Here is a 22038-nt window from a genome sequence, read left to right as displayed (position 1 = left end):
AATGGAAGGTAAAGTAAAATGGTTTAACGCAGAAAAAGGTTATGGTTTTATCGAGACTGCAGACGGTGGCGACGTATTCGTACACTTTTCCGCGATTCAAACTGATGGTTTCAAGACTTTGGATGAAGGCCAATCCGTAGAGTTCGATATCGTTGAAGGTGCACGCGGACCACAAGCAGCTAACGTAATCAAATTATAATCATACGGCTAAGCCGACCTACATATAAGTAGATGGTTAGCAATTTAGACAGCGCTAGCAAGGATCTTGGGAATTCTCCCGAGATCCTTTTTTTGTGTGCTTGGGGCCCCCGCAAAGTACCTGATATGCATCGAAGTAAAGCTCCACTTTGTGGGGATATTTTGTGTGTTCATAAGCCTCTATCAAGGCAGTTAATAGAAAGAAAATAGCGTACTTTGTAAATTTTTAATATGGAAAATGTTAGAATTCTCCGAAATGTGGGTAATAGCTTTACGTTGAGCTGTTTATCTTACCTCGACGCACACTATGTTAGCCTAGGCCAATACTTCCAAGAAGAGATTCTTATAGCCTACGCTATCAAAACTTTTAGGAGGATGATTAGCAGGATGAAAAAGAAGTTGCGCGGTCTTATGACCGGAGTTTTAGGAGTTAGTATGTTATTAGGATCTCTTGGCAGCGTATCTGCCGCCTCCGTACCTAAGGATATTCAAGGTCACTGGGCCCAAGCTCAGCTCCAGGAATGGTTAGATAGTGGATACCTTGGAGGATACCCAGACGGTACAGTTAAACCCAACAAGGCAATTACGCGTGGTGAGTATGTGACTCTGGTAAATCGCCTGTTCGGTTTTAAAGAAAAAGCAACTGTAAGCTTTAAAGATATGAAAAGCACAAACTGGAACTACAGTGAAGTGGCTAAAGCCGTGGAAGCTGGTTATATCGGAGGATACGAGGATAATACGTTCCGTCCTAATAGTCCGCTCACAAGACAAGAGGCAGCAGTAATGGCTGCGAAATTACTTAAATTGAGCACCAATACCACTACTAGCAAATTTAAAGACAATGCACAAATCGCAGCATGGGCAAAAGGTGCAGTATCCGCTGCAGCGGATAAAAAGATTATTAACGGTTATCCGGATGGAACCTTCGGTCCTAAGAGATCGTTAACACGTGCAGAGGCTGTAGGTATCATCAATACCTCGGTCATCTATTACCCAGGTAGCGGGACAGGTGGTGGAGTAATTCCTACCCCAACGCCAACGGCTACTCCGACACCAACAGCTACGCCAACGCCAACAGCTACTCCAGGTGGAGGAAGTGGTGGTGGATCTGGCGGCGGTAACGGTGGTGACGGAAATGTCACAACACCAACCGTAAGTGGGGCAACCTATGGTAACGTTGGTTCGGTAACAGCCGATGTATACCTGACATCTTCCGTAACGGGCTCAGTGTACTATGTTGTAGCTCCTTATACTGCTAACGTAAGTGCACCGAGTGCATTGCAGGTGGAAAAAGGACAAATCAGCAATGGAACTGCAAGCGGAATTCATGGTAGTGTTGCAACTGTAACCAACACAACGGTTACATTCTCTGTTTACGGATTGAATCCTGGGACAGAATATGCAACATATATCGTAGCAGCTGATGCATCTGGCAATCTGTCTACTGTAACAACCGTTCGTTTAACTACTGCTCAGGCAACTGCAAACTCGATTACGCTTTTTGAACCAGGACAAGTAGGTACTGTTACAGCAGATGTATATGTTAAATATGGTGCGACAGGTGGCACTCCAACACCGGTAAGATATGTAGTATTGCCGGCAAATGAAAAAGCACCTAGCGCAGCACAAATTTCTTTAGGGCAGAATAGTGCTGGTACAGCATTGACTGCACCATGGACGGACACGCTTACGTTCGCTCCTGGTGTAAAACATACGCATACTTTGACTGGATTGACAGCTAATACTGCCTATAAGGTATACGTTATTACAGGAACAGGTACACAATTGTCACCTGTAGAAATCATTCAAATTCATACCAAGTAACTTAATCTTATACTGTCTCAGTTTGGGAATATAAGAATGGAATTCGTACTATAATAACGTCAGGTTTACTCTTGGTCCGGTGAGGCGAATAGTTGCTCTTACCGGACTTGTTTTATTTGTGAACACTACGACAATATTTGTTATCTAATTGTAAGGGCTGTAAGGAATTACTTTTTACTTAGGCTTAACAATTTGGTATAATGAAGGTGTAACTAAAGGAGGAGTGGCCATGCAATTCACCATTCGAGGTCAACAAATTGACGTGACCGACGCTTTGAGAGAGTATGTTGATAAGAAGCTCAGCAAACTTGAGAAGTATTTCGAAGCACCCCCTACCTCTGAAGGGTCTGTGACGCTTGGCGTAGTTCGCGGCCTTCATACGGTGGAAGTAACCATTCCGCTTGCTGGCGTGACGCTTCGTGCGGAAGACCGCAGCGATGACATGTATGCTTCCATAGATGCCGTTGTGGACAAGCTGGAACGTCAAATTCGCAAACACAAAACGAAGATCAATCGTAAGTTCCGTCAAGAGGGACTCAAGACGCTGTTTGTGGATGGAGCTAGTACCGCTGTTGCTGTAGAAGAACAAGATTATGATGATTTAGAAGTTGTGCGGAACAAACGCTTTACGATGAAGCCGATGGATGTAGAAGAAGCGATTCTTCAAATGAACATGGTAGGACATAATTTCTTTGTGTTTTCCAATATCGACACCTCGGAAGTAAGCGTAGTTTACAAACGTGATGATGGTAAATATGGACTGATTGAACAGGGCTAAGATACAATGATGCCAGTTATGCTCTAAGTATAAAGGGCCTCGAGAGTTAGTCAGAACCTAAGAAATTTAAACCGAGCCCCTATTCGCTTGCAGCGAATAGGGCTCTTGTGCGTATAAGCGACTATATTTGAAAAATGTGGCTGATACACCTTGTATTGCGGCATCTCTTACAAACTGTTACAATTTATGAAGCAGCGGAATCGAATTTATAAATGGCCCTTTCAATTTTGTGAGGATGGGCTCGGTTCCACCATCTGTGTTGCATGAAAGGGGTTAACCATGCTAGGACTTGTAAAGAAAATATTCGGAGACACCAACGATCGTGACGTTAAACGTCTCATGAAGACAGTCGATGTAATTAATGGATTGGAACCGGAATTTGTAAAGCTATCTGATGAACAGTTACAAGCTAAGACAGCAGAATTCCGTGCCCGTATTGAAAAAGGCGAAACTCTGGAAGAAATTCTTCCTGAGGCATTTGCAGCCGTACGTGAAGCTTCTAAGCGGACACTTGGTATGCGGCATTTTGATGTGCAGTTAATTGGTGGTATGGCTCTGCATGAAGGCCGAATCTCCGAGATGAAGACTGGTGAAGGTAAGACACTAGTAGGTACATTGCCAGTGTATTTGAATGCTTTGCTAGGTAAAGGCGTACACGTAGTAACGGTCAATGACTATTTGGCTCAGCGCGACAGCGCACAAATGGCACAAATCTATAACTTCCTGGGCATGACGGTTGGGGTTAACCTGAGCGGTATGGACCATGCTGATAAACAAGCTGCTTATGCCTGCGATATTACGTATGGCACAAACAACGAATTTGGTTTTGATTATTTGCGTGACAACATGGTGCTTTATAAAGAGCAAATGGTTCAGCGCCCTCTGTATTTCTGTATTATTGATGAAGTGGACTCTATTCTTATTGATGAAGCACGTACACCTCTTATTATTTCCGGACAAGCTGAGAAGTCTACAGAATTGTATTTTTCAGCAGACCGTTTCGTGAAAAAGCTTAAGGCTGAAGAAGACTACACAGTTGATATTAAGGTGAAGTCTGTAGCCTTGACTGAAAAAGGTGTGGCTACTGCTGAGCGCGCTTTTGGTATTGAGAACTTGTATGATCACAGTCATGTAACTTTGAATCACCATATCGTCCAAGCCCTAAAAGCAAATGTAATTATGCGTCGTGACGTAGATTACGTTGTAAACGAGGGTGAGGTCGTTATTGTTGATGAATTTACAGGACGTCTAATGTCAGGTCGTCGCTATAGCGATGGGCTGCACCAAGCGATTGAAGCGAAGGAAGAAATCGAAGTACAGAATGAGAGTATGACTCTTGCAACAATCACATTCCAGAACTACTTCCGTATGTATCGTAAACTCGGTGGTATGACAGGTACAGCGAAGACTGAGGAAGAGGAGTTCAAGAAGATTTATGGTCTTGAAGTTCTTCAAGTCCCTACGAACAAACCAAATCAGCGTGTAGATATGCCAGATGTGGTCTACAAGAGTGAGAATGGTAAGTTCAAGGCTGTCGTGGAAGAAATTGTAGAACGTCACAAAAAGAACCAGCCTGTACTGGTCGGTACAGTGTCGATCGAGAATTCAGAGCTCGTTTCTGAAATGCTGAAGCGCAAAGGTGTTAGACACCAAGTGCTTAACGCGAAGCATCACGCTGCGGAAGCAGAAATCATTACCCATGCAGGTCAGCCAGGTACAGTTACGATTGCTACCAACATGGCTGGACGTGGTACGGACATCGTTCTGGGTGAAGGTGTGACAGATCTTGGAGGTCTGCATATCATTGGTACAGAGCGTCATGAATCGCGCCGGATTGATAACCAGCTGCGCGGTCGTGCGGGTCGTCAAGGTGACCCTGGTTCAACACAATTCTACTTGTCGCTTGGCGATGAGCTCATGAAGCGTTTTGGTGCTGACAACGTTCTGACTATGATGGATCGTCTCGGATTCGAGGAAGATCAGCCGATTGAGAGCCGCATGATCACGCGTGCTGTAGAATCTGCTCAGAAACGTGTTGAAGGTAATAACTTTGATATCCGTAAAGTCGTATTGCAATATGATGACGTGATGAATCAACAGCGTGAAATTATTTATAAACAACGCCGTGAGATTCTGGAGTCCGATAATATTAAAGATATCGTGCTTGAAATGATCAAGCCTGTAATTGAGCGTATCGTTCTAGCACACTGTAGCGATGATATTCCTGAGAACTGGGAACTGCAAGAAGTTGCTGATTACGTAAACAGTAAGCTTCTTGAAGAAGGTGCTTTGACCCGTGATATTCTATGGGGCAAGGAAGCAGAGGAAATCATCGAGTTCATTTTCGAACGCGTGCTTGAGAAATATGCTGCACGTGAAGAACGTCTGGGTTCAGAACTCGTACGTGAATTTGAGAAGGTAATCGTGCTTCGTTCCGTAGATAGCAAATGGATGGATCATATTGATGCAATGGATCAATTACGTCAAGGGATTCACTTGCGTGCTTACGGTGGTACGGATCCACTTCGCGAATATCAATTCGAAGGCTTTGAGATGTTTAATACTATGACTGCTACGATTCAAGAAGAAGTAGCTACTTATATTATGAAGGCTCACATCGAGGCGAATCAGGAACGCCAATCCGTTATTGATGAAGACAAGATCTCTACAAACAGCGAACCTGTTGAGAAACGTCCGGTTCATGTTGAGGCTGTGACTGGCCGTAATGATCTTTGCCCTTGCGGAAGCGGCAAGAAGTACAAGAATTGCCACGGTCAAAACGCATAAGACAAACGTTTAGTAGCGCTCATATTCAGGTGTTGAAGATGTAAGTCTTTAACCCTGATCTCTATGGGTATACTAACCATAAAGAGCGGCTGGGCCCGGGGGTATCCCCCGTTTACGGCCCAGTCGCTTTTTTGGATCTTTAGCACTTGAGTGAATGTGGAATGGAGAGAAGGTTTGGAACTGGAGAAACGGAGTGTTCGCCTTTGTTTCGGGATTCCAACCGCTATGCGGTTATCAATTCAAGGAATCTGGAAATAACAGCGATCGGAAGTCCAATCCTTCTCGGAATGGCTGAACATTCACTCATTACTAACTTTCCAATAGCGAAGACCGTAACAACCCATTTTGAAAGGTGAAGTGACCTATGATAGAACCAAATGTAAAGCAAGATCTGCGTGAAATAGGCAAGAAACTAACTGACCTTAGGGGGTCTCTTTGACTTAGATCTTAAGCAAGAGATGATTTCTAACTTTGAAGAGAAAATGGCGGCTCCAGGATTCTGGGATAATAGTGAGCAAGCGCAGAGTGTAATCGCTGAGATGAACGCTGTGAAATCTTCCGTAGATCAATACGAGAAGCTTCAACAGGAATACGATGATGCTGCGATGATGGCAGAGCTTGCGGATGAAGAGGGCGATGAGGATCTGGCAACAGAAATCGGAGAGACGATCCGTAGCCTAGGTAGTAAAGTGGATGAATTCGAGCTGCAATTGCTGCTTAACCAACCGTACGACAAGTTAAATGCTATTCTTGAGCTTCATCCAGGTGCAGGCGGAACAGAATCCCAAGACTGGGGACAGATGTTGCTGCGTATGTACACACGTTGGGCTGAGAAACGTGGATTTAAGGTTGAAGTGCTCGATTATTTACCGGGTGATGAAGCAGGAATTAAGAGTGTTACACTGCTTATCAAGGGCTTCAACGTATATGGATATTTAAAAGCTGAGAAGGGTGTCCATCGACTAGTGCGGATTTCTCCGTTTGACTCTTCGGGTAGACGCCATACCTCTTTTGTGTCCTGTGATGTCGTTCCGGAAATTACGGATGATGTAGAAGTTGAGATTCGGACTGAGGATCTTAAGATCGATACGTATCGTGCGAGTGGCGCCGGTGGACAGCATATCAATACCACGGACTCTGCGGTACGGATTACTCACTTGCCGTCGGGCGTAGTGGTAACCTGCCAGAACGAACGTTCACAGATCAAGAACCGGGAACAAGCGATGAAGATGCTGCGTTCCAAGCTCTATGAGCGCAAGCTGCAAGAGCAGCAGCAGCAATTGGATGAGATTCGCGGCGAGCAATCCGAAATCGCTTGGGGCAGTCAGATTCGTTCCTATGTATTCCATCCGTATAACATGGTCAAGGATCATCGTACTTCCGTGGAAACAGGTAATGTGGGTGCAGTAATGGACGGAGACCTGGACGCATTCATTGATGGGTACTTGCGTAGCCAGATCAAGGTTGAGGCGGATTAAGGGATTTTTTCGGGAATATAGGAAAGTATAAGCTTACTCCATACTTTATCTTTATATTTTTTTAGGGGAAACGGATACCATTCTTTGATATGGATGGAATAGCCGTTTCTTCTTACGTAGAGCAAGATGACACTTTAAGGAGCGCCATGAAATGCAAAAAATCAATTCTCGCAATAAACCCCCGCTGATTCCACTGAATGGACCCGTCCGTCATGTGGTGGATACAACGCTTATTCTGATCGGTTCGCTAATCACGGCACTGGGGTTTAATCTTTTTTTTCTGCCTAATCATATAGCTTCTGGTGGTGTATCGGGTCTTTCTGTATTGGCTGAAGCTTGGTTTGGGGCTGAACCGGCATTTACGCAATGGGCACTTAATATCCCGCTGTTTGTGCTCGGAGTAATCTTCCTGGGTAAACAATACGGCGTTCGCTCGTTGCTCGGGAGCTTTGTATTGCCGCTATTTATCTTGTTGACAAAAGATTTGCCTACACCGACAACCAATCCACTTTTAGCCTCCATTTATGGCGGTATCTGTGTGGGGGTGGGACTTGGCGTTGTGTTCCGCGGACGGGGCTCAACAGGTGGACTTACGATTTTGGCGCAGATCATTCAAAAGATATCCGGTCTCAGCTTCTCAGTTTCCGTTGTGTTGCTGGACGGGACGGTTATTGTGCTGGCTGCATTTATACTCGGCATGGAGCAGGCGCTGTATGCGCTGATCGGATTGTTTGTTACAGGTAAGGCCATTAATGCAATAGAGGTAGGCTTCCGTTATACGAAGGTTGCTTATATTATCTCGGACAAGACAGATGAAATATCTGCGGCGATATTAAATGATCTGGATCGTGGTCTGACAAAGCTGGACGCACATGGCGGGTACACTGGAGATGCACGTACCGTTCTGATGGTAGTGGTAGGTCAGAATGAAGTATCAAGGCTAAAGGCGATTGTCCAATCCGTAGATACAAGTGCATTTGTTATAATTACCGAAGCACATGAAGTGTTAGGCGAAGGATTTAAAAGAGAAGCGTAATCTCTCCTACAGGGGAGGCGACGCTTCTCTTTTTTTCTAAATGAGGTTATATTTAGGATGAATAAAGTTCACATATTGTGTTGTATTTATATTAATAGGGATGTATAATAATACATATTTCTAAGACGGTATGCATTATATTAAATAATATATTCAGGATAAGCAGGAAGTGGGGATGACAGTGGAAGGCAAGCTGAGGGCGGCGATTGTTGGATCAACGGGTTATGGAGGCGTAGAGCTGATTCGGCTACTACAAAGTCATCCTAAAGTAGAGATTACTTCGGTAATTTCCTCATCTAGTGCAGGGGATGCGATAGAGGAAGGGTTTCCTCATTTGACGGGCATTATTGACCGAAGGCTGGATGGCGTTGATCCGGCGCAGATGGCTGAGCGGGCGGATGTGGTTTTTACGGCTACGCCATCTGGTGTAAGTGCAAAGCTGGTGCCGCAGCTGCTGGAAGTTGGACTTAAGGTCGTAGATCTATCCGGTGATTTCCGATTGAAGGATGGCGCAGAGTATGAGCACTGGTACAAACATACGGCTCCTGCTGATGAGTACCTAGAACAAGCTGTGTACGGACTTTGCGAGGTGTTCGGAGAGCGAGTGGCTGGGGTTGATTTTATATCTAATCCAGGCTGTTATCCTACGGCTACACTTCTTGGACTAATTCCTGCGATTCAGGCAGGCTGGATTAAGCATGACAGTATTATTATTGATGCCAAATCCGGGGTTACCGGAGCAGGACGCGGAACGAGCCTGATGGTGCATTATGCAGAGATAAACGAGAACTTAAAAACTTATAAAATAAATAAACATCAACATATACCAGAAATCGAGCAGACGCTCACGGAGATTGCTGGAGAAAAGGTAACCGTAACGTTCACCACACATCTCGTGCCTATGAGCCGAGGTATTATGAGTACGATGTATGCAGGAATGACGGGCAATTATACGGAGCAGGATTTTGTGAATTTATATCGTGAATATTATGCGGGCAGACCTTATGTGCGGGTGCGCGATGTAGGTGTGATTCCAGCGACAAAAGAAGTTAGCGGCTCTAATTATTGTGATATCGGATTTGCGACAGATGCTCGTACAGGGCGGGTGACCATAGTCTCCGTCATTGATAACGTTGTAAAAGGTGCGGCAGGTCAGGCAATACAGAACCTTAATTTGATGATGGGATGGGAGGAAACCCTTGGCCTCGGTTACACACCTGTGTATCCATAAGGATCAGCGGTACAAATAACATGAGCGAGATTGAATTATTTACTACCTTGGAAGGTGGAAGCATTACTTCACCTAAAGGATTTAAGTCCGGAGGACTGCACTGTGGATTGAAAAAAACAGACCGCAACGATCTCGGAGTCATCCTATGTGAGGTTCCAGCTACGGCTGCTGCCGTATATACGACAAATGTTTTTCAGGCGGCTCCTCTGAAGGTGACGCGAGAAAGTCTTGTGAACGGAACGTTGCGGGCGGTAGTCGTGAACAGCGGGAATGCTAATGCCTGCACAGGTGAACAAGGCGAGGCCGATGCTTATGAGATGCGCGCTGCTGCGGCTCAACATTTGGGTGTAGAGGTTAATGATGTTGCTGTCGCTTCGACTGGTGTGATCGGTGAGCTGCTGAAGATGGATTGCGTACGTAGCGGTATTGCTGCAATACCAGAAAAGCTGGACGGTGGGGCTGCTGGAGCGGAGGAATTCTGTCAGGCCATACTTACAACTGATTTAGTTAAAAAAGAGGTTGCCGTGAAGGTGCTTGTTGGCGGTGTAGAAGTTATTATTGCTGGAGCTGCGAAGGGCTCCGGGATGATTCATCCTAACATGGCTACCATGCTCGGTTTTATGACTACAGATGCTGATATTTCAGCAGAAGATTTACACAGTCTACTTCGTTCTGCTACGAACGTTACTTTTAATATGATTACAGTTGATGGTGATACAAGCACGAATGATATGTTAGTGTCGATGGCGAGTGGGCTTGCAGGTAATGAGAAGCTGACTCGATTTCATCCGGATTGGGACGCTTTTGCTGCTGGATTCACTTATGTGTGCCAGACGCTTGCCAAAGCGATTGCTCGAGATGGCGAAGGTGCAACTCATCTGATTGAGGTTCAAGTGAATGGTGCTGTTCATGACGAAGCTGCTTCAGCGATTGCCAAGACAGTGGTGGGTTCTAGCCTAGTGAAATCTGCTATTTTTGGAGCGGATGCGAACTGGGGACGGATTATTGCTGCGGTTGGACGCGCGGGTGTGCCAGTATCGCCGGAGCGTGTGAACATTTCGTTAGGTGATATTGAGGTGCTACTGCACTCGAAGCCGGTTGCTTTTGATGAGGAGAAGGCTTTGGCCTATTTGCAAAAAAGTGAAACTGTGCTGATCACTGTAGATTTGCATGATGGAACCGGAAAGGCTACAGCTTGGGGCTGTGACCTAACTTACGATTATGTGCGTATTAACGCTGCATACCGTACCTAATTTGTGGCGGCTTAAGCCCACAAGGGAAGGATACCGAACTTATGACGCTAAATAGCGAGCTTGAACTTATAGATGCATTAGATGGTAGTGGATTGTTTGTGATGAAATGCGGCGGCAGTACGCTGGCTGCTCTTCCTGATTCTTTTTTCGAAGATTTACGAGATTTGCAGCAGGAAGGCATTCAGCCTGTAATTGTTCATGGCGGAGGGCCAGCCATTTCAGAGAATCTAGCAAAGCTAGGCATTGAAAGCAGCTTCGTGAACGGTCTGCGAGTAACCACCGAGGCAGTACTAGATGTCGTAGAGATGACGCTGACAGGGAGTATCAACAAGGCGATTGTAAGGCGAATTCAAGGAAGTGGCGGTCTAGCTCTAGGGCTATCCGGCATCGATGGAAATATGATTACTGCTAGACCCGTAGCTAATAGCGCTGAAGTAGGTTTGGTAGGCGAAGTAACGGAAGTGAAAGCTGATATCGTAACAGGGATTATAGGTATGGGATATATTCCTGTCATTGCACCTATCGGTGTAGATGCTGCAGGTCAGCGCTACAATATTAACGCAGATACAGCAGCAGGGGCAGTCGCTTCTTATGTAGAGTCTCCCCAAATGATCGTAGTTACAGATGTGCCTGGCATTATGAGTACGGTGGAGGGGCGAAAGGTTGTGCTTCCATCCGTTACCGTACAGGAAATCGAAGCTTTAATTGAAAGTGGAGAAATCTACGGCGGCATGATCCCAAAAGTACGGGCAGCTATCGATTGCATTCAAGGCAGCGTTTCAGAGGTTATCATTGTGGATGGAAAAGAACCGCGGGTGCTTAGCCGAGTACTGCAAGGTGAAGCGATAGGCACACGTATTATTCGTTCGTAGAATCATAGATGAATATCAATTAGAGGTGCAGCCTGGTACACAGGAGCACAAGGTGGGAGAGTGACTTAGAATGAGCAAGCTTACACAAGTGGAATTGGATTCGCAAGCAGGGGCACAGCAGACCGATACAGTAGGATCAGGTACACCGGATGTTGCAGCAGGCAAGCTGAGCGCGGTATTCCCTTCTTACGCCAGATATGATCTCAGCTTAGTTAAAGGCAAAGGCACTTGGGTATGGGATGATAAGGGCAATAAGTATCTTGATTTCACAAGTGGATTAGCTGTGACCAGTCTAGGTCATGCTCCTGAAAAAGTCGGTGCGAAGCTGAAGGATCAGATTGATACGCTCTGGCATGTCTCGAACCTGTTCCATATTCCTGGACAGGACAAAGTTGCAAATCTTTTGACAGAAAATAGCTGCGCTGATCAAGTGTTTTTCTGCAATAGTGGGGCAGAAGCGAATGAGGCTGCAATTAAGCTGGCTCGTCGTTACCACCAGAAGGTAAAAGGTGTCGACCGTTATGAGGTCATCACATTTGAACAATCCTTCCATGGACGTACATTAGCCACACTGACAGCTACAGGTCAGCAAAAGGTAAAAGAAGGCTTCCTGCCGCTTCCAACAGGCTTCAAGACGGTGCCCTTGCATGATCTCCCGGCGTTGGAAGCTGCTATCGGTGATCATACCGCTGCTATCATGCTGGAGATGGTGCTTGCAGAGGGTGGCGTGCTAGAGGTAGAACCAGAGTTCTTGAACGCTGTAGTGGCACTGTGCAAGAAACACGGATTGCTTCTGATTGTAGATGAGGTACAGACAGGTATGGGACGTACAGGCAAGTTGTTCGCTCATCAGCATTATGGAATTGAACCAGATATTTTCACTTTGGCTAAAGGGATTGCTAGTGGGTTCCCAGCGGGCTTAATGCTTGGCAAAGGGTATTTGCGTGAAGCATTCTCACCTGGCAGCCATGCATCCACCTTCGGAGGAACACCGCTTGCAACAGCGGTTATGGCAGCGACGATTGAGACGATGCTGGAGGATGAGCTTCCACAGCGCGCCGAGGAAATGGGTAAATACCTGACAGGTCTTTTGAAAGAGAACCTGGCGGACTGTTCTTTTGTGAAGGATATCCGTGGTAAAGGACTGTTAATCGGGATTGAATGTCAATCACCAGTGGGCGATATTGTTTTGGCTGGACAAAAGAAAGGCCTGTTGTTCGTGACAGCGGGTCCTAATGTCCTTCGCTTGCTGCCTAATCTATATGTAAGTAAAGAGGAGATCGACCAAGCGGTAGACATCGTCTCCGAACTCATTCATACTTATGCTAAACAAGCAAACGGGGAGGTAAGCTCATGAGTCAGGGCGTACAGAGTAACAAGCACACCATTGCGCAGCAACTGAAAGGCCGTGATTTACTGGAGCTGAACGATTACAGCCCGGAGGAAATTACGTATCTGATTGATTCGGCGATTGAGCTGAAGAAGAAGCAGAAAAATGGCGAAGAATTTCAGCCGCTGAAGGGGAAAACGATTGGTCTTATTTTTGAAAAATCCTCTACTCGTACGCGCGTGTCGTTTGAAGTTGGAATGTATCAGCTGGGAGGGCATGCCCTTTTCTTGAGCAAAAATGACATTCAGCTTGGACGCGGTGAAACGGTTGGCGATACAGCACAAGTAATGTCACGTTACCTCGACGGAATTATGATCCGTACCTTCGGCCATGACAAAGTAGAGGATCTGGCTCGTTATGCTTCTATTCCAGTAATCAACGGTCTGAGCGACCTGGCACATCCTTGCCAAGTGCTGGCGGATTACCAAACCATTTATGAGCACAAAGGAAAGCTTAAAGGCCTGAAGCTGGCTTATATCGGCGATGGAAACAATATGGCGCATTCTTTGATGATTGGCGGAGCTAAGCTGGGCTTGGACGTATCTATTGCCGGACCGGAAGGTTATGAGCCGGATGCAGCGGTTGTCGCAGAAGCTCGTGAGATCGCTAAAGAAACCGGAGCAAAGATTGTGGTCACTCGCAGCCCGCAAGAAGCCGTACAAGATGCTGACGTCATCTATACCGATGTGTGGGCGAGCATGGGCTTCGAAGAGGAGCAAAAGGCGCGTGAAGCGGCATTCAAGGACTATCAGGTCAATGAGGAGCTTGTAAAAGGCGCGAAGAGCGATTATCTCTTCCTGCACTGCCTGCCAGCCCACCGTGAGGAAGAGGTCAGCACAGGCGTGATTGATGGCCCTAACTCTGTCATCTTTGATCAGGCTGAGAACCGCCTGCATGCGCAAAAGGCTTTAATGGCTGCCCTAATGGGATAAGGAATTTAAATAATATAAAATATAAATCACTATATAAATTGAATTAATGTTGAGCGAAGTTAGGTTTTGGACGATGGAGTAATGGAGCGGAATTTTTGGAACTGTAGGAGCGTAGCGTTCGCCTTTATCATCAGATTTCATCCGCATAATGCGGTTTGAAATAAAAGAAATCTGATGATAACAGCGACCGGAAGTCCAAACATTCCGCGTAGTTACGATTAATCGTTAAAGTGCTAGCGAGAGCACAGTTATTTTAATTTATATAGCCCACACGAAAGGAAGTTGCCACACCATGGCTAAAGAAAAAATTGTACTCGCCTATTCCGGCGGACTAGATACATCCGTTATTTTGAAATGGCTTAAAGAAACTTATGATGCTGAGATCATCGCCTTCACAGCCGATATCGGCCAAAAAGAAGAGCTCGACGGTTTGGAGGAAAAAGCACTAGCAACCGGCGCATCGAAAGTATACATCGATGACCTGCGCGATGAGTTCGCTAGCGACTTCATCTACCCTATGTTCCAATCCGGCGCGCTTTACGAAGGCCAATACTTGCTCGGAACTAGTATTGCTCGTCCACTAATCGCTAAGCGCATGGTGGATATCGCCATCGCTGAAGGCGCAACGGCTATCGCGCACGGCGCGACAGGCAAAGGGAATGACCAAGTGCGTTTCGAGCTTGGCGTAGCTGCCTTGGCTCCGAACATCAAGGTGATCGCACCTTGGCGTTTGGAAGAGTTCCGCAATCAATTTCCGGGTCGTGCGGAAATGATCGCTTATGCGGAAGCTAATGATATTCCGGTACAAGCCTCTGCGGCGAAGCCGTATTCGATGGACCGTAACCTGCTGCACATCAGCTATGAGAGCGGCGTATTGGAAGATCCTTGGTTCGATCCAAGTGCACCTGAGAACAAAGGAATGTTCCTACTGAGCAACGCTCCAGAGGATGCTCCGGATGAAGCGGAATATTTGGAACTCGATTTCGTTAAGGGAGACTGCGTAGCGCTGAATGGTGAGTCCTTAAACCCACTTCAAGTGATGGAGAAATTGAACGAGCTAGGCGGTAAACACGGTATCGGACGTGTAGATATGGTTGAGAACCGTTTTGTCGGCATGAAGAGCCGTGGTGTGTATGAGACTCCAGGTGGAACAATCCTGTTCGTCGCTCATCGCAAAATGGAGTCCATCACGATGGACCGTGAAGTGATGAACCTGCGTGACAGCCTGATCACTCGTTACAGCACTTTGGTGTATAACGGTTTCTGGTTCGCACCAGAGCGTATTGCATTGCAAGCTCTTGTAACACAGAGCCAGCAAAATGTAACAGGTACTGTTCGTCTTAAATTGTACAAAGGCAACATCATCGGCGCTGGAGTGAAGAGCCCAGTCAGCCTGTACAACCCTGAAATTGCAACGATGGAAGCTGATCCTACACAAGCTTATGATCAAGGGGATGCAACTGGTTTTATCCACTTGAACGCATTGCGCCTTAAAGTTTCTACTGGTGTAAATGGAGCTTCGAAATAGAACGATAACATAAACTTAAACGGGCAACCCCGAAGGCCGTTCCTCCCGTCAGGATAGGAGCGGCCCTCTGGCGTCCAAGAGGAGGAAACTACAGGTGAGCAAGCTTTGGGGCGGACGGTTTACTAAAGGAACAAACAAGCTGGTGGAGGAATATACGGCTTCCATTGGATTTGATAAGGCTTTGGCCAAAGAAGATGTACAAGGTAGTCTGGCGCATGTCACAATGCTGGGCAAATGCGGAATCCTTCCACAAGAAGATGTGGAGACGATTAAGCAAGGTCTGAACAAAGTATTGGACAAGGTTAACGCTGGAGAGGTTGTTTTTTCCGTAGCGGATGAAGATATCCATATGAATATTGAGAAACATCTGATCGAGGAAATTGGTCCGGTTGGTGGTAAACTGCACACAGGACGTAGCCGTAACGATCAGGTGGCGACGGACATGCACCTTTATTTACGTGGTCGTGTAGTTGAGCTAGTTAGCTTGCTGCATGAATTGCAGGAAGCTTTGATCGAGCAGGCCAAAGATAATGTAGAGACGATCATCCCTGGTTATACGCATTTGCAGCGGGCACAACCGATCCTGTTTGCTCACCACTTGCTGGCTTACGTATCCATGTTCCGCCGCGATGCAGAACGTCTGACGGACAGCTACAAACGGATCAACGTGCTGCCACTCGGAGCAGGAGCGCTTGCAGGAACGACCTTCCCGATCGACCGCCATTTTGTGGCCGAGCAATTGGGCTTTGACAGTGTGTATGAGAACAGTCTGGATGCTGTCAGCGACCGCGATTTCATCGTGGAGTTCTTGGCGAATGCAGCGCTTGTTATGACACATCTATCCAGACTCAGTGAGGAATTGGTACTGTGGAGTAGCACAGAGTTTAGTTTCGTGGAGCTGGATGATGCATTCTGCACAGGCAGCAGCATTATGCCGCAGAAGAAGAACCCGGACGTACCAGAACTGGTACGGGGCAAAACAGGCCGCGTTTACGGCAACCTGATTGGCTTGCTGACCGTACTGAAATCACTGCCACTGGCGTACAACAAGGATATGCAGGAAGACAAAGAAGGCATGTTCGATACCGTTACTACACTGACTGGTGCACTGCAATTGTTCGCGCCGATGATCTCCACCATGAAGGTGAACAAGGGACGTATGCGTGAAGCCGTGAACACGGACTTCTCGAATGCAACGGATATCGCCGACTTCTTGGTAGGCAAAGGTCTTCCTTTCCGCCAAGCACATGAAGTAATCGGAAAAACAGTGCTCTACTGCATTAACGAAGGCAAGTTCCTGCTGGATCTGACGCTGGAAGAGTTCATGCAATTCTCACCGCTGTTCGACGAGAATATCTATGCTGTTCTTCAACCGGAAGCTGTAGTTAACGCCCGTAACGTTTATGGCGGCACAGCCACCGTTCAGGTGAAAGCTGCAATCGAACGCGCGGAGCAGGCACTGCACGAAGCTAATGAATGGGTTGTAAAACACGGTGACGCTATATTGTAAGTAAAATTAAACATAAATCCCGCCTCGCATACCTTGTAAGGTTGTGCGGGCGGGATTTTTTATTTATAAGCATTTTTTTAGTTATTTATTAGAATAGCCATATATGCCATGGAGGTGTATTCATTTCTCTTAAGCAATTCAATAACCCTATTTAAGTACAAGGAGTCGTGCTCAACCGTCTTAGCAAAGGATTGAACTAATTTAATCACGTGGTTTACTCCGAAGTCTCCCTTATGATGACCTGCCATGCCAATCAAATGTAATTTGATTAAAGAATAATGAACCACAAGCAGAATATAGGAGTCGAAAATATCCGTATTATTTGTACTTGGGAATAGGTTCTTGTATACATAATTCACTAAATAATTCTCTAGTATATATTCATTAGGTGTCATAAAGGGGGCATAGTATTCACTGTACGCCAGTTGGTATCTTTTTGTAACTTCTTCAACTGTTGAATCTTTCGTATATTGAATCCCTTCAAGTAATTCACTAAAGCATTCTATATATCGATAACTCTGTACCCCTGTGTTCATACGAATATCAGTCAGTTCTTTTAAGAGCTGCATTTGAATAGTTGTTGATGTGGTGATACCTGCCAAAGCATCCTGGAAGCTTCCATCTTCGATCAAGCTACTGTAGGAAGAAATTTGTTGAGGGATATCATCTAGTCGTCCTTCTAAATGGTATCCCTGTATTTTCTGGTAGAACATTCCAAGGATTATTAATCTATGTGCTATGGAATAACTTCGATTCTGTAAGACTTGTATTGTGAAAATTCGCAGATCCCAAAAATAACCATCTATTTTTTTTGAAGACATTTCTCGGTTTGTATTTATTTGCTTATTCATAAAATTTCGGACGTTTATGGATTCTTCAATCTCATTAAATTGAATACCAATTGGGTTTAACAATACCAAACGAGCCACCTCAGGACATGACAACGTGGCCGATTTCTCCAATGTTTCATTAACCTGGTTTGTGGTTCGAGGGTAAGTACTACAAACATTAGACAGATAGTCCTCACCTAGAGTCTTATGAATAGAACATAATTTATCTTCATTTAGAAGGGGGCAAGCTGAATTAGAATCCATCACTATTTTTGCATAATTAATTTCTGATGCATTGGAACGTCTGCGTTTTATATGTTTGTTTAGTAGAGGTTTCATTTCTCTATCGCTTACGTTTTTATATTTCTTATAGGTTTTCTGATCAATATCTACTCGCCAGCCTACGCAGCAAGTATCTTCACAATCAGATCCAATGCAAGAGAAATTCTCTAAGTATTCTGGCACAAGAACAACGCGCTTTTTTTCTATCATGATAGTTTCTCCCTTAAAGTTTAGAATGCCATATAGGTTTATTATCGGCAGATATCATGATCAAATGAAGATGCACCCGAACTCTGAACTATACACTGTTCAATGGCAACCAAGCCAATACATCGCGGATTTTGGTATCCCAATAGCCCCATTCATGGTTGCCAGGACCTTCCTCCTAGGTTTAGTAATGGGGAGTGAAACACGGTGACGCTATTTTGTAAGCCGTATAAATACCAAATCTCGCCTCATACCATAATAGGTGGCAGGCGGGATTTTTTTAAATATAAGGAAGAATAAGTTTTACACCGATACTTTATGTCCAATATCTCTCACTTAAACGCTTACCATCCTTATAAGGACGCCGAAGGCGTTTATGCTTGTTATCTAAATAAGCTAATTACAACATAACTGGATTCACAGTGTTCTTTACGGTTATCCTTAGATTAGGGATAGGAGGGTGCGTAAGTATGAGTAGAGAGCAAATCCTAGACGAGCTTAGATCACAATTAGAACTGGGGAATCATATTATTGGAGTAGCCACAGGTGCGGGAATAACGGCAAAGTATGCGAAGCAGGGTGGAGCAGACTTCCTTCTGATGTTAAACTCGGGTAAATTCCGCCAGATGGGGAGGAGCTCTCTCGCTGGGATTTTGCCATTTTGCAATAGTAATGATATGGTGATGGACTTTGCGTCTAGAGAGATCATACCTTTGGTAAGAGATATTCCTATTATTTTTGGCCTTAATGCAACCGATCCGACAAAAGATATGGAGACCTATATCTGTGAAATAAAGAATAAGGGATTTTCCGGAATTAATAATTACCCCACGGTTGGATTAATAGATGGTCAATTTGGAGAAGCGCTCGAAGAAGAAGGGAATGGTTATCTACTTGAAGTAGAAGCTATAAGAATAGCACACGAAAAAGATTTGTTTACCATAGCCTTTGTATTTGACGAAATCCAAGCCGCTCAGATGATCGAGGCAGGAGCAGATATTATTTGTGCACATTTAGGCTTAACCGAAGGGGGATTATTAGGAGCCAAGAAGGTATTCTCGCTGGAAGCTGCCAAGGCTAAGGCGGACAAAATTTTTAATACATGCAATGCGCTAAAGCCAGATTTAATTAAATTGGTGTATGGTGGTCCCGTGAAAACGCCAATTGATGTGCAGTATATGTACAGTAATAATCAAAATTTGATGGGGTATATCGGGGGCTCTGCTTTTGAAAGAATTCCCTCGGAGAAGTCCATTACTAATATAACTAAAGCTTTTAAAGTGTCAGGGACGCTGGATGAAGATGATTTTATGGTCAAAATGTTAGATGGCATCACAAAGCACTATGATTATGTTGAATTTGTAAAAGAATACGTAACCCAAAATTATATGAATGAGATCTTGTTTGCAGATTTAGCTAAAGTGGCCCATGTATCCCGAAGTTACTTAAGTAGTTTGTTTACCAAAAAAGTAGGCTGCAGCTTTCAAACGTATCTCGTACAATTTCGGATGGATAAGGCAGCGGAAATATTACATAGAGACCATATCCAGTTATCTGAGCTAGCGCCATTAGTTGGGTACCAAGACTATGCGCAGTTTAGCAAAATGTTTAAGAAGTATAAAGGGTTCTCTCCAAAACAATATAAATCTAACATAAACACAAAAACATAAGACATAAAAGCGTTTTCATTGATAAACCAAAGAAGTATGATTAACTCATAAGTTGATCATGCTTTTTTGTTGCAGATATTTGAAGAGGAGGTTGAAGAAATGAAGACGATTGCCATTGCCGGAACTTTTGACACCAAGGGTGAAGAATATCTCTACATTAAAAATTTGCTGGAAAGCTTGGAGCTAGGTACGTTTACGATTCATACGGGTGTGTTTGAACCCACTTTTACACCGGATATCTCTAACCGAGAAGTAGCAGCAGCCGCGGGTGTAAGTATAGATGAGCTCGTTGCCAAGAAAGATAGGGCACTGGCAACAGAATTATTAGCCAAAGGTATGGAAAAATTAGTACCTGAATTATATAAGCAAGGCAAATTTGATGGAATTATCTCCTTTGGGGGCACTGGAGGGACTTCACTTGTAACCCCTGGTATGCGGGCATTGCCTATTGGTGTACCAAAAGTGATGGTTTCGACCGTAGCTTCAGGGAATACTGCTCCATATGTAGGCACTAGTGATATTGTCATGATGCCATCCGTAGTGGATGTTGCTGGACTGAACTCCATTTCAACAAAGATTTTTACCAATGCGGCCTTCGCCATCGCCGGTATGCTTAAATTTGAGAATAAACAAGTGATAGAGAAAAAACCATTAGTAGCTACAACAATGTTTGGGGTAACAACCCCCTGTGTGACGGCAGCCCGTAACTATCTTGAAGCTAGAGGATATGAAGTGCTTGTATTCCATGCAACAGGTGTAGGTGGCCAGTCCATGGAAGCGCTAATCGAGGCTGGTTTTATTGAAGGTGTATTGGATCTGACCACAACTGAATGGGCGGACGAAATTATTGGCGGTGTGCTAAATGCTGGACCTCATCGGTTAGAAGCTGCTGGAAAACATCATATTCCACAGGTTGTGTCGGTAGGTGCACTTGATATGTGCAACTTTGGCCCTTATGATACGGTACCCGAGAAATTTGCTGGACATAAGTTCTATAAGCATAACCCTACAGTTACTTTGATGAGAACAACGGTAGAAGAGAATGAAGCCATCGGTAAGAAGCTTGTCGAGAAATTAAATATGGCCAAAGAAAAAACGGTATTAATGTTGCCTCTTAAAGGGATATCCGGCATTGATGTTGCAGGGGAAGCCTTTTATGGCGTAGAGGAAGATCAAATGTTATTTGATACCTTGAGAAATGGTGTGAACAGAAATGTTGTCGAGGTTATCGAAATGGATTGTGCCATTAATGATGTAGAGTTTGCAGAAGCAGCAGCTCAGAAGCTAATAGATCTCATGAGCAAATAACACTAACACAGAACATTTAAATAATGATGGAGGCGTTACACATGAACAAAAATACAAGAACTGAAATCATGGCGAAGTTTAGAGAAGAAGTAGCAAATGGAAAGATTCTTTTAGGTGTTGGGGCTGGCACAGGGATTACTGCAAAAAGCAGTGAAGCTGGCGGAGCGGATATGCTGATTGTTTATAATTCAGGAAGATACAGAATGGCAGGTCGTGGATCACTCGCGGGGTTATTATCTTATGGAGATGCCAACCAAATCGTAGTCGAAATGGGCTCTGAGGTTTTACCTGTTGTGAAAAATACTCCCGTATTAGCAGGCGTATGTGGAACGGATCCTTTTAGAGTGATGGAGGTTTATTTAAAACAACTTAAGGAACAAGGTTTCAGTGGCGTGCAAAACTTCCCAACCGTTGGTTTGATCGATGGCGTATTCAGACAGAACCTTGAAGAGACTGGGATGGGGTATGGTTTAGAAGTAGATATGATTAGAGCAGCGCATGAATTGGATATGCTCACCACTCCTTATGTATTTGATCCTGAACAAGCTAAAGCTATGGCAGAAGCAGGCGCAGATATTCTGGTGGCGCATATGGGCTTGACTACCAAAGGTACAATTGGAGCTAAGACCGCTCTTACTTTAGATGATTGTGTAGAAAGAATTGAAGCGATTATTAAAGCAGGGAAAGCAGTAAATCCCGATATTATGGTTATTTGTCACGGTGGACCGATTGCTGAACCAGAAGATGCGGCGTATGTAATTGAACGGGCAGAAGGTATAGACGGATTCTTTGGTGCATCGAGTATTGAAAGATTTGCTGCTGAAAAAGGAATCACAGAACAGACTGGATTATTTAAAAAAATCACCAAACAAGCATAAATGCCTTCGGCGTCCTTATAAGGACGGTAAGCAATTAAGCGAGAAG

The 22038-nt window shown here is 44.9% G+C and carries 17 protein-coding genes and 1 pseudogene; 16 read left to right on the top strand and 2 right to left on the bottom strand.

The features are described 5' to 3' along the window. Position 1 precedes the first annotated feature (1 nt). The 13 genes from PAENI_RS11320 (at position 2) to argH (ending at position 16817) form a co-directional block, all read left to right on the top strand. On the top strand, positions 2–199 hold the full coding sequence (locus tag PAENI_RS11320) for a cold shock domain-containing protein (protein WP_019915069.1): 198 nt from the start codon (positions 2–4) through the stop codon (positions 197–199). Between the two features lie 386 nt (positions 200–585). After that, positions 586–2022, top strand: coding sequence for an S-layer homology domain-containing protein (locus PAENI_RS11315; protein ID WP_188114532.1), 1437 nt, complete (start codon positions 586–588; stop codon positions 2020–2022). A gap of 229 nt (positions 2023–2251) precedes the next feature. Continuing rightward, a complete protein-coding gene (gene hpf, locus PAENI_RS11310) occupies positions 2252–2800 on the top strand; it encodes a ribosome hibernation-promoting factor, HPF/YfiA family (RefSeq protein WP_042131328.1) in 549 nt (182 codons plus the stop codon). A gap of 279 nt (positions 2801–3079) precedes the next feature. Continuing rightward, entirely contained in the window at positions 3080–5587 is a 2508-nt protein-coding gene (gene secA, locus PAENI_RS11305) for a preprotein translocase subunit SecA (protein WP_149645315.1), read from the top strand. Positions 5588–5951: 364 nt separating this feature from the next. Continuing rightward, a protein-coding gene (gene prfB / locus PAENI_RS11300) for a peptide chain release factor 2 (RefSeq protein WP_143759238.1) occupies positions 5952–7065 on the top strand; the annotation gives its coding sequence in 2 pieces (ribosomal slippage) (positions 5952–6023 and positions 6025–7065; 1113 coding nt in all). A gap of 151 nt (positions 7066–7216) precedes the next feature. Beyond that, positions 7217–8101, top strand: coding sequence for a YitT family protein (locus tag PAENI_RS11295; RefSeq protein ID WP_042131326.1), 885 nt, complete (start codon positions 7217–7219; stop codon positions 8099–8101). Positions 8102–8276: 175 nt separating this feature from the next. After that, complete coding sequence (argC, locus tag PAENI_RS11290) at positions 8277–9332, top strand: N-acetyl-gamma-glutamyl-phosphate reductase (RefSeq protein WP_076285680.1); 1056 nt, start codon at positions 8277–8279, stop codon at positions 9330–9332. Between the two features lie 20 nt (positions 9333–9352). Further along, on the top strand, positions 9353–10585 hold the full coding sequence (gene argJ / locus PAENI_RS11285) for a bifunctional ornithine acetyltransferase/N-acetylglutamate synthase (RefSeq protein ID WP_149645314.1): 1233 nt from the start codon (positions 9353–9355) through the stop codon (positions 10583–10585). Positions 10586–10626: 41 nt separating this feature from the next. Next, complete coding sequence (gene argB, locus PAENI_RS11280) at positions 10627–11457, top strand: acetylglutamate kinase (RefSeq protein ID WP_149645313.1); 831 nt, start codon at positions 10627–10629, stop codon at positions 11455–11457. A gap of 70 nt (positions 11458–11527) precedes the next feature. Continuing rightward, a complete protein-coding gene (argD, locus tag PAENI_RS11275) occupies positions 11528–12814 on the top strand; it encodes an acetylornithine transaminase (RefSeq protein ID WP_149645312.1) in 1287 nt (428 codons plus the stop codon). Continuing rightward, positions 12811–13779, top strand: a complete 969-nt coding sequence (gene argF, locus PAENI_RS11270; RefSeq protein WP_149645311.1) for an ornithine carbamoyltransferase — start codon at positions 12811–12813, stop codon at positions 13777–13779. The genes argD and argF overlap by 4 nt, the downstream gene beginning before the upstream one ends. A gap of 292 nt (positions 13780–14071) precedes the next feature. After that, positions 14072–15307 carry an argininosuccinate synthase gene (locus tag PAENI_RS11265; RefSeq protein WP_042192353.1) on the top strand — a complete coding sequence of 412 codons (1236 nt, stop codon included), beginning with the start codon at positions 14072–14074 and terminating at the stop codon, positions 15305–15307. A 94-nt stretch (positions 15308–15401) separates the two neighbouring features. Continuing rightward, positions 15402–16817 carry an argininosuccinate lyase gene (gene argH, locus PAENI_RS11260; protein WP_076285684.1) on the top strand — a complete coding sequence of 472 codons (1416 nt, stop codon included), beginning with the start codon at positions 15402–15404 and terminating at the stop codon, positions 16815–16817. A 77-nt stretch (positions 16818–16894) separates the two neighbouring features. Here argH and fliB read toward each other — a convergent pair whose 3' ends face one another. Then, entirely contained in the window at positions 16895–18139 is a 1245-nt protein-coding gene (gene fliB / locus PAENI_RS11255) for a flagellin lysine-N-methylase (RefSeq protein ID WP_149645310.1), read from the bottom strand. A gap of 88 nt (positions 18140–18227) precedes the next feature. Continuing rightward, positions 18228–18314, bottom strand: a pseudogene (locus PAENI_RS32590) (esterase family protein); the annotation flags it as partial. A gap of 292 nt (positions 18315–18606) precedes the next feature. Between PAENI_RS32590 and PAENI_RS11245 the strand changes: the two are divergent. From PAENI_RS11245 to PAENI_RS11235, 3 genes are all read left to right on the top strand, one after another. Further along, complete coding sequence (locus PAENI_RS11245; RefSeq protein ID WP_149645309.1) at positions 18607–19806, top strand: phosphoenolpyruvate hydrolase family protein; 1200 nt, start codon at positions 18607–18609, stop codon at positions 19804–19806. Between the two features lie 99 nt (positions 19807–19905). Further along, positions 19906–21114: a Tm-1-like ATP-binding domain-containing protein gene (locus tag PAENI_RS11240; RefSeq protein ID WP_042131317.1), complete on the top strand. Its 1209-nt coding sequence runs from the start codon at positions 19906–19908 to the stop codon at positions 21112–21114. A gap of 41 nt (positions 21115–21155) precedes the next feature. Beyond that, entirely contained in the window at positions 21156–21992 is an 837-nt protein-coding gene (locus PAENI_RS11235; protein WP_149645308.1) for a phosphoenolpyruvate hydrolase family protein, read from the top strand. Positions 21993–22038: the final 46 nt, after the last annotated feature.

Source organism: Paenibacillus sp. B2(2019), from assembly GCF_008370385.1.
In the GTDB taxonomy this organism is placed as follows: Bacteria; Bacillota; Bacilli; order Paenibacillales; family Paenibacillaceae; genus Paenibacillus_AQ.
The sequence above is the reverse complement of the archived record's forward strand: the minus strand, read 5'-3'. Positions and strand labels throughout refer to the sequence as shown.

Coding starts and splice junctions, on each gene's coding strand:
- PAENI_RS11320 (WP_019915069.1), top strand. CDS start 2: ATGGAAGGTAAAGTAAAATGGTTTAACGCAGAAAAAGGTTATGGTTTT.
- PAENI_RS11315 (WP_188114532.1), top strand. CDS start 586: ATGAAAAAGAAGTTGCGCGGTCTTATGACCGGAGTTTTAGGAGTTAGT.
- hpf (WP_042131328.1), top strand. CDS start 2,252: ATGCAATTCACCATTCGAGGTCAACAAATTGACGTGACCGACGCTTTG.
- secA (WP_149645315.1), top strand. CDS start 3,080: ATGCTAGGACTTGTAAAGAAAATATTCGGAGACACCAACGATCGTGAC.
- PAENI_RS11295 (WP_042131326.1), top strand. CDS start 7,217: ATGCAAAAAATCAATTCTCGCAATAAACCCCCGCTGATTCCACTGAAT.
- argC (WP_076285680.1), top strand. CDS start 8,277: ATGACAGTGGAAGGCAAGCTGAGGGCGGCGATTGTTGGATCAACGGGT.
- argJ (WP_149645314.1), top strand. CDS start 9,353: ATGAGCGAGATTGAATTATTTACTACCTTGGAAGGTGGAAGCATTACT.
- argB (WP_149645313.1), top strand. CDS start 10,627: ATGACGCTAAATAGCGAGCTTGAACTTATAGATGCATTAGATGGTAGT.
- argD (WP_149645312.1), top strand. CDS start 11,528: ATGAGCAAGCTTACACAAGTGGAATTGGATTCGCAAGCAGGGGCACAG.
- argF (WP_149645311.1), top strand. CDS start 12,811: ATGAGTCAGGGCGTACAGAGTAACAAGCACACCATTGCGCAGCAACTG.
- PAENI_RS11265 (WP_042192353.1), top strand. CDS start 14,072: ATGGCTAAAGAAAAAATTGTACTCGCCTATTCCGGCGGACTAGATACA.
- fliB (WP_149645310.1), bottom strand. CDS start 18,139: ATGATAGAAAAAAAGCGCGTTGTTCTTGTGCCAGAATACTTAGAGAAT.
- PAENI_RS11245 (WP_149645309.1), top strand. CDS start 18,607: ATGAGTAGAGAGCAAATCCTAGACGAGCTTAGATCACAATTAGAACTG.
- PAENI_RS11240 (WP_042131317.1), top strand. CDS start 19,906: ATGAAGACGATTGCCATTGCCGGAACTTTTGACACCAAGGGTGAAGAA.
- PAENI_RS11235 (WP_149645308.1), top strand. CDS start 21,156: ATGAACAAAAATACAAGAACTGAAATCATGGCGAAGTTTAGAGAAGAA.